Source organism: Micromonospora sp. NPDC004704, assembly GCF_053601675.1.
Map to the genome: position 1 here is coordinate 21,440 of NZ_JBSGCD010000056.1, position 6,461 is coordinate 27,900.

Annotated in this window: 8 protein-coding genes and 1 tRNA gene; 7 read left to right on the forward strand and 2 right to left on the reverse strand. The window is 69.8% G+C overall.

Translation table 11 applies throughout. The features are described 5' to 3' along the window. Nucleotides 1-4: 4 nt before the first annotated feature. The 6 genes from ACWEFB_RS36580 to ACWEFB_RS36605 all read left to right on the forward strand — a co-directional run bounded on the left by ACWEFB_RS36580 (nucleotide 5) and on the right by ACWEFB_RS36605 (nucleotide 3,873). On the forward strand, nucleotides 5-652 hold the full coding sequence (locus ACWEFB_RS36580) for a DUF305 domain-containing protein (RefSeq protein ID WP_452292828.1): 648 nt from the start codon (nucleotides 5-7) through the stop codon (nucleotides 650-652). A 108-nt stretch (nucleotides 653-760) separates the two neighbouring features. Further along, nucleotides 761-1,279 (forward strand): hypothetical protein, encoded by a 519-nt coding sequence (locus ACWEFB_RS36585; RefSeq protein ID WP_452292829.1) that lies wholly within the window; start codon nucleotides 761-763, stop codon nucleotides 1,277-1,279. 146 nt (nucleotides 1,280-1,425) lie between these two features. Beyond that, nucleotides 1,426-1,893 (forward strand): MarR family winged helix-turn-helix transcriptional regulator, encoded by a 468-nt coding sequence (locus tag ACWEFB_RS36590; RefSeq protein ID WP_452292830.1) that lies wholly within the window; start codon nucleotides 1,426-1,428, stop codon nucleotides 1,891-1,893. A gap of 168 nt (nucleotides 1,894-2,061) precedes the next feature. Then, on the forward strand, nucleotides 2,062-2,277 hold the full coding sequence (locus ACWEFB_RS36595) for a hypothetical protein (RefSeq protein WP_452292831.1): 216 nt from the start codon (nucleotides 2,062-2,064) through the stop codon (nucleotides 2,275-2,277). Between the two features lie 146 nt (nucleotides 2,278-2,423). After that, nucleotides 2,424-3,254 carry an FkbM family methyltransferase gene (locus tag ACWEFB_RS36600; RefSeq protein WP_452292832.1) on the forward strand — a complete coding sequence of 277 codons (831 nt, stop codon included), beginning with the start codon at nucleotides 2,424-2,426 and terminating at the stop codon, nucleotides 3,252-3,254. A 43-nt stretch (nucleotides 3,255-3,297) separates the two neighbouring features. Beyond that, complete coding sequence (locus ACWEFB_RS36605) at nucleotides 3,298-3,873, forward strand: NUDIX hydrolase (protein ID WP_452292833.1); 576 nt, start codon at nucleotides 3,298-3,300, stop codon at nucleotides 3,871-3,873. 21 nt (nucleotides 3,874-3,894) lie between these two features. On the opposite strand, the gene ACWEFB_RS36610 is transcribed toward ACWEFB_RS36605, so the two are convergent. Further along, nucleotides 3,895-3,970 (reverse strand) — tRNA-Arg (locus ACWEFB_RS36610). A gap of 101 nt (nucleotides 3,971-4,071) precedes the next feature. Between ACWEFB_RS36610 and ACWEFB_RS36615 the strand changes: the two genes are divergently transcribed. Beyond that, on the forward strand, nucleotides 4,072-5,262 hold the full coding sequence (locus ACWEFB_RS36615; protein WP_452292834.1) for a DUF1444 family protein: 1,191 nt from the start codon (nucleotides 4,072-4,074) through the stop codon (nucleotides 5,260-5,262). On the opposite strand, the gene ACWEFB_RS36620 is transcribed toward ACWEFB_RS36615, so the two are convergent. Beyond that, a complete protein-coding gene (locus ACWEFB_RS36620; RefSeq protein WP_452292835.1) occupies nucleotides 5,168-6,166 on the reverse strand; it encodes an alpha/beta hydrolase in 999 nt (332 codons plus the stop codon). The genes ACWEFB_RS36615 and ACWEFB_RS36620 overlap by 95 nt on opposite strands. Between the last annotated feature and the right edge of the window lie 295 nt (nucleotides 6,167-6,461).

Below are 6,461 nucleotides of genomic sequence, written 5' to 3' on the forward strand. Positions count from 1 at the left end.
GGAAGTGGGTACTGAGCTGATGACCGGTGTGGGTGTCGCAACCGCCGCCCGAACCCGGAACTGGCGACTCGTCGGCGCCGTCGCGATCCTGGTCGCGACGGCGCTGGCCGTGGTGCTGGTGCAGGGCTGGGGGCGGGACGGGTCCCGGGCGAAGGCGAACGAACCGGCGGCGACAGCGGCGCCGATCGTCCTGAACGGGACCGATGTCGCGTACCTCCAACTGTTGATCCCGATGAACGACAGCGCGCTGGTGTTCTTCTCGTACCTCGGCACGAGCGAGGCGGCCACACCGGCGCTGCGGGACCTGGCCGGGCGTCTCGCCGCGACCCACCGGGCCGAGGTGGGCGAGATGCGGTCGCTGCTGGCCGCCGGGGGCGTGCCCGAGGAGAACATCCACGAGGGCCACCAGATGCCCGGCATGGTCACCGAGCTGCGGCTCGCCGACCTCAAGCAGGCGCCGCCGGCCGAGTTCGGTGCCCGCGCGGTCACCCTGATCCGGGAGCACCTGGCCCAGAGCGCGGTGGTGTCCCGTTCGGAGCAGACGTCGGGTGGTGACGACCGGGTCAAGGCCGTCGCCGCCGGCCTGGAGAAGGCCAGGAACGCCGAACTCGCCGAGCTGGAGGCGCTGCCGGGAACGTCGGGGGCGGGCTGACCGGACCGGGTACGGCGACACACCGGCCCTACCCCGTCGTTCGCACACCTGTCGGGTAACTTCGTCTTCTGGCCCTGGCAGTACCCCCGGACAGGAGAAGTTTCACGCATGGGTAGAAAGACCGTTCACGTCTCCGACTTCAGTGGCAAGGTCCTCCAGTCCGACGACGAGGTGGTTCGCGTCGTTGTCCTGGAACACCCCGACCTGGTGGCCGGACCCGTGCAGTTGGAGGCCAGGTCGGTCGAGGTGGAGAGCATCGACGACGCGTCGCTGGACGTCGCCGTCGTCGAGATCTACGACAGCCACGGTGGCGGTGAGCCGCGCCGGGTGGTGCTCACCGCCAGCGAGTTCGACGCGCTGGCGACCGACGTACCGATGGCGCAGTTGCTCAAGACGGCGGAACGGATCAAGCCGGCGCGGGCGGCCAAGAAGACCGCCGCCGACCGGCTCGACTACGCCACGCTGGAGCACGCGGGCAAGCCGCACCGGGGCAGGACCACCGAGGAAGAGGCGCAACTCGTCCGCGAGCACCTGGACGAGATCAACAAGCGGCTGGCCGACGAGGGCATCCGCCAGATCGACCCGGCCGACCCCGAGCACGCTACGCGGTACGGCTTCCCGGCCTGAGCGAACCGCACCACGTCACACCGCCGGCCGGGTATCCGTACCCGGTCGGCGGTGTGGTGTCGGTGCCCTGGTCACGCCCGGTAGCCTTCGCCCCGACATCGGTGGCACCGGAAACCGGGACCGGGCGAGCGAGCGGGGAGACGGAGATGGACGACGGGCAGGATCCGATCGACCCGCTCGCACTGGAGCGGCAGGTCTGTTTCGCGCTCTCCGTCGCGTCCCGCAACGTGGTGGCCCTCTACCGGCCGTTGCTCGAGCCGATGGGACTGACCCACCCGCAGTACCTGGTGATGCTGGCGCTGTGGCAGACCACGCCGCTGTCGGTCAAGGCGCTCAGCCAACTGTTGCAGCTCGATCCCGGCACGCTGTCCCCGCTGCTGAAGCGGCTGGAGGCGAACGGCCTGATCCGGCGGCACCGGGATCCGCAGGACGAGCGTGCGCTCGCGGTGGTGTTGACCGAGTCCGGGCGGGCGCTGCGGGCGCAGGCGGAGCTGATCCCGCCCGCGGTGGTCGAACGGCTCGGGATGGAACTCGACGAACTGCAGCAACTGCACGGGTCCCTGACCCGCCTGATCGCCGCTACCCGGGGCGTCGCCGATACGGCCACGGACTGACCGGGAAACACGCTCCCAGATCACAGTCCCCGCCTCTTGCCGGGCTAATAATTGGTGTGCAAACTGTTGGCGTACAAAATATTTGGTCTCGACGGCGGGAGTGTGGTTGACGTGGGTGGATCCGGGTCGAAGCGATCGTTCTTCGGGCGCGTGGCCGGGCAGGATCGGATGTTCGACTTCCTGTTCAAGATCCTCGGGCCACCGACGGTGGAGAACGCGGTCCAGGGCACCACCGCCGAGGCCCGCGAAGGCTGGAAACGCGACCTCGCGGCACGCAAGCGGTACAGCGCCGAACAGCGGGCCAAGCGGGAGGAACGTCGGCGGGGGAGCCGCTCCTCGACCCCCTTCCACACCCCGGCCGAGCCGGCGAAACCGATCGACTGACCGATCTCCCGCCGCCCTCCGTTCGCCCTGTGACTGATCGATACACGACACCGCGTCACCTTCCCGCTACCTGTCTCGTTGCGGTGAGGGCGCCGTACTCCGTACGCGTGCTCCAGGTTGCAGGTTTGAGCAGCGAGGAGGCGGGCGTGGCCACCTTCCGATCGGTCCTACGACAGGCGTTCCACATCTCCGGCGGGCAGCGGGTACGCATCGTCGCGCAGCGTACGGCGCTGCGGGCGAGATCCGGCGCCTTCCGCAACGAGATCGGCGTACGGATGCACGCCGATCCCACCGACATCCGGGGCGTACTCCTCGCGATGTACCACGGAAACCTCGACCGGAGCGCGGTCGCCACCTGGCGCCGGCTGGCCGAGGAACTCCGCCCCACCGTGGCACTGGACATCGGCGCCAACTACGGCGAGGTGGCCTTCTCCACCCGCTACCACCAGCGGCTGCGCCAACTCCACCTGGTCGAGCCGAACCCCGCCGTGCTCCACCGGCTGCGCGAGACGGTCCGGCACAGCGGTGCGGACTACCCGGACATCGTGCTGCACGAGGGCGCCGCCAGCGACGAGTCCGGAACCGCCCGGCTGAACTTCCACAAGCACTCCGGGGTCTCCTCGTTGCGCCTCCGGAGCGACCGGGGTGTGTCGGTGGACTGCTTCCGGCTGGACGAGCGGATCACCCTCGACCCCGACGACTCGCTGTTGTTCAAGATCGACGTCGAGGGGCACGAACTGGCGGCGTTGGAAGGAATGGCCGGACTGCTGCGCGGGCGCCAGGTCGCCGGCATCTGCGAGGTGATGCACGCGGACGACGAACTGCTGGAATTCCTCTGCGACCACTTCGCGGTCAACATCATCCGGGCCGGGGTGGAACACCCCGTCGACCTCGACGGGCTGCGGGACACCATCACGCAGGCCCGCGCCACCGGCTGGGCGGGCCTGAGCAAGGACGTGGTGCTCCGGTCCCGGTAGGTTCCCGGCATACGATCCGCTCCGAGCAGGCAGGGGTACGCCGATGATCAACCTGGCTGAGGTGGTCGGCACCGTCGAGGCATACCTCGACCGGTACGGCACCGAGCGGGCCCGGCTCGCCCCGCTGTGGGCCGCCCTCGACGCGGGTACGGCGATCACCGCCCGGTCGACCTTCACCGGCCACGTGACCTGCTCCGCGATGGTGCTCGACGCCGACTGGCGGGCACTGCACATCCACCACAACGTGCTCAACCGCTGGCTCTGCCCCGGCGGACACCTGGAGCCGGGCGACACCACCCTGCTCGGCGCCGCGCTGCGTGAGGTCGAGGAGGAAACCGGGATCGAGGCGGGTGCCCTGGCGATTCTGGACCCGCTCCCGGTCGACATCGGCGTACACCGGTTCCCGGCGAACGCGGCCAGGTGTGAACCCGAACACTGGCACTTCGACCTGCGGTACGCCTTCACGGTCGCCGAATCCCCGCGGCTGAGGCTCCAGGCCGACGAGGTCGGTGGCTCCGCCTGGCTGCCGATCGAGTCCGGAGCCCTCACCGAGAAACTGGAACCGCTGCGACACCGCGTCGCGGGGACAGGCCCGGTCGCCGTCCCGTCCCGTGAATAACCGCTCTGAGCTGCTGTTACGTGGTGCGCCCGGTAGGGATCGAACCTACGACCTTGGGATTAGAAGTCCCCTGCTCTATCCGCTGAGCTACGAGCGCCTGCTGTAATACGCGCGCGAGAAGGGTACCCGCGCTGCCGGACGAGTGTCCGGCTGGACGGGGGGTCGCCGGCCCGGCCAGCACATACTAGGTTTTCACGGGTGCAGGTGACGAGCACCCAGTTTTTGCCGCTGCTTGTGTCGACCGCCGACGAGCAGCTCGGCGGAGACACGCTGCTCGACGAGTTCTCCGACGACATCGGCATCGCCTACTCGTTCGGCCCACCGTACGGTGAGCGCCTGGTGACCTGGGCGGACCTGGAGCGGAGCGGGGTCGGCCGGCGGGCCCTTCGGCGTACGGCGATGCAGAACCTCGACCTGGCGATGAACCGGTTGCGGATCTCCGGCCAGCCGCCGGCGCTGCTGCTCTCCTTCGACGGCCTGGAATCCAGCGTGATGCTGGTCGACGAGTTCTGGAATGACCTCCAGCAGTCCGTACCCGGTGAACTGGTGATCGGTGTACCGGCCCGGGACGTGGTGATCGTCACCGGCTCACAGTCCCGACCGGGCCGGGAGAAGGCCCGCCGGGCGGTGGATCGGGTCTTCTTCGCCGGTGACCCGCATCCGCTCAGCCGTGACCTGCTGGTCTGGCGGCAGGGGATGTGGCTCCCGTTCCACCCGGCCGCACCGGCAGCCGGCCCGGCCCGTCGGGTGGGCCAGCAGCCGACCTGGCCGCCGCCGTACCAGTCACCATCGGAACGCCCGGTGTCCGCTTCACCGGCGGAACGGCCGGGACTGCGCCGGGGCCCGGAGCAGCCCGTTCCGCAGCCGCAGCCGCAGGCGGAGCAGCCGGTGACGCGGCCGATCTCCCGGCCGCCGGTGGACCGACCGGGGCCGCGACGGGGCGGGGACCGCCCGGGTTCGTGGCGGACCGGCGAGCAGCCGGCTCTGCGCTCACCCGACGAACGCGACCAGCCCCTGGACCGGCGGGTCTTCGAGGACCGGCCCCAGGTGCCGGACCGGCGGGTCTACGAGCAGGGACCCCAGGTGCCGGACCGGCGGGGGTACGAGGAGTTGCCCCAGGCGGCGGACCGGCGGGGGTATGACGGGCAGGATCGGCGGGGTTACCAGGCGCCGGGGCCGACGGGGTACCGGGAGCCCGGCCGGGCGCCGTACCAGCCGGGGGTGGAGGAGCAGGAGCCCGCGCCGTACCGGACGCCGGACCGGGTGGAGCAGCCGGAGCCCGATGAGGAGCCGGCTACGGAGTCCGGGCCGGTGGTGCGCTGGTCGGACTCTCCGCAGCCGGGGGAGTTCGGTCGAGGAAGGCGCCGACCCACCGATCCAACTCGGTGAAGACCTGCTCGCGTACGGCCGGGCCGGACAGGGTCAGGTCGTGCAGGCCGCCGTCGAATCGGACCAGGGTCACGTGCCGCCCCAGCATCGGCGCCCACCGGGCCATGTCCGCCACGTTGAGCACGGTGTCCGCGAGCGTCGCCGACTCGTGCCAGGTCGCACCCCGGTAGCTCCGCGTCGAGGAGGCGAGCAGCACCGGTACGGAGATGGCGAGCCCGCGCTGCACCTGCCGCTGGGCGCGACGGATCGCGGCCAGCCAGCCGGCCCGGACCGGGAAACCGCCGAGCGGCTTCCAGGCCAGGTCGTAGGTCCACTCGCCACGGTGCTCGGTGTGCAGGCTCTGGCCGTACACCGGGGACAGAGCGAGCGGGATGACCAGGTACGGCATCCGCCGGGCCAGCTGGGCGACTGCGGCGGCGAGCGGTCTGCGGGCCAGCCATGGCGCGTTGAGGTCGAAGAACGGGCTGTTGAGGAACAACCCGTCGATCAGCGGGGTGTCGCGTCTCGCGTGTGTCCAGAGGGCCGCGAGCAGGCCGCCGGTCGAGTGTCCGTTGACCAGGAGGGTGTGGTTGCCGTCCTGCTCCCGGATGATGTCGGCGGCGGCGTCGAGTTCGGGGAAGTACTCGGTCAGGTCGCGGCAGAAGTTGGGCGTCTGGTGCGGGAGCAGGCTGCGGCCGTACTTGCGCAGGTCGAGTGCGTAGAAGTCCCAACCGCGTTCGACGAAGAAGTCGGCCAGGTGCGCCTGGAAGAAGTAGTCCGCGAATCCGTGCAGGTAGAGGACCGCGCGACCGGTGGGCCGCCCGGCGCGGCGGCGGACGAGCGTGGCCTGTACCGCGCCCTCGTCGTCGTGCCCGAGATCGATCGTCTGGCTCTCGTACGCTGCGCCGAGCACATCCGGTTCCACGGGCATGACGTTATCTCGACATAGCACATCCGCGCTTGATCAGGTCTTTATCCACCGGCCGCCGAGTTGTCCACAGGTCGCGTACGGACGGTGGCGCCACGGCGACCCAGCCGCCAGGCTCGACCGCGAGTCGACTCGAAGCCATTCATCTGATTCATCGTGATTGCTACGGAGAGAAAATGTTCGACACCTATGTAACTATCGTCAGGCATGCCCAACCATGATGATCGTTGGGCCTAACTCACGACAGTTACATAGGGCTAACTAGGATCACCGTTTGGGCAGCTCATCGACT

Bases quoted from the DNA above. Each gene is read 5' to 3' on its own strand.
- ACWEFB_RS36585 (WP_452292829.1), top strand. From the start codon at position 761: ATGGGTAGAAAGACCGTTCACGTCTCCGACTTCAGTGGCAAGGTCCTC.
- ACWEFB_RS36590 (WP_452292830.1), top strand. From the start codon at position 1,426: ATGGACGACGGGCAGGATCCGATCGACCCGCTCGCACTGGAGCGGCAG.
- ACWEFB_RS36595 (WP_452292831.1), top strand. From the start codon at position 2,062: ATGTTCGACTTCCTGTTCAAGATCCTCGGGCCACCGACGGTGGAGAAC.
- ACWEFB_RS36605 (WP_452292833.1), top strand. From the start codon at position 3,298: ATGATCAACCTGGCTGAGGTGGTCGGCACCGTCGAGGCATACCTCGAC.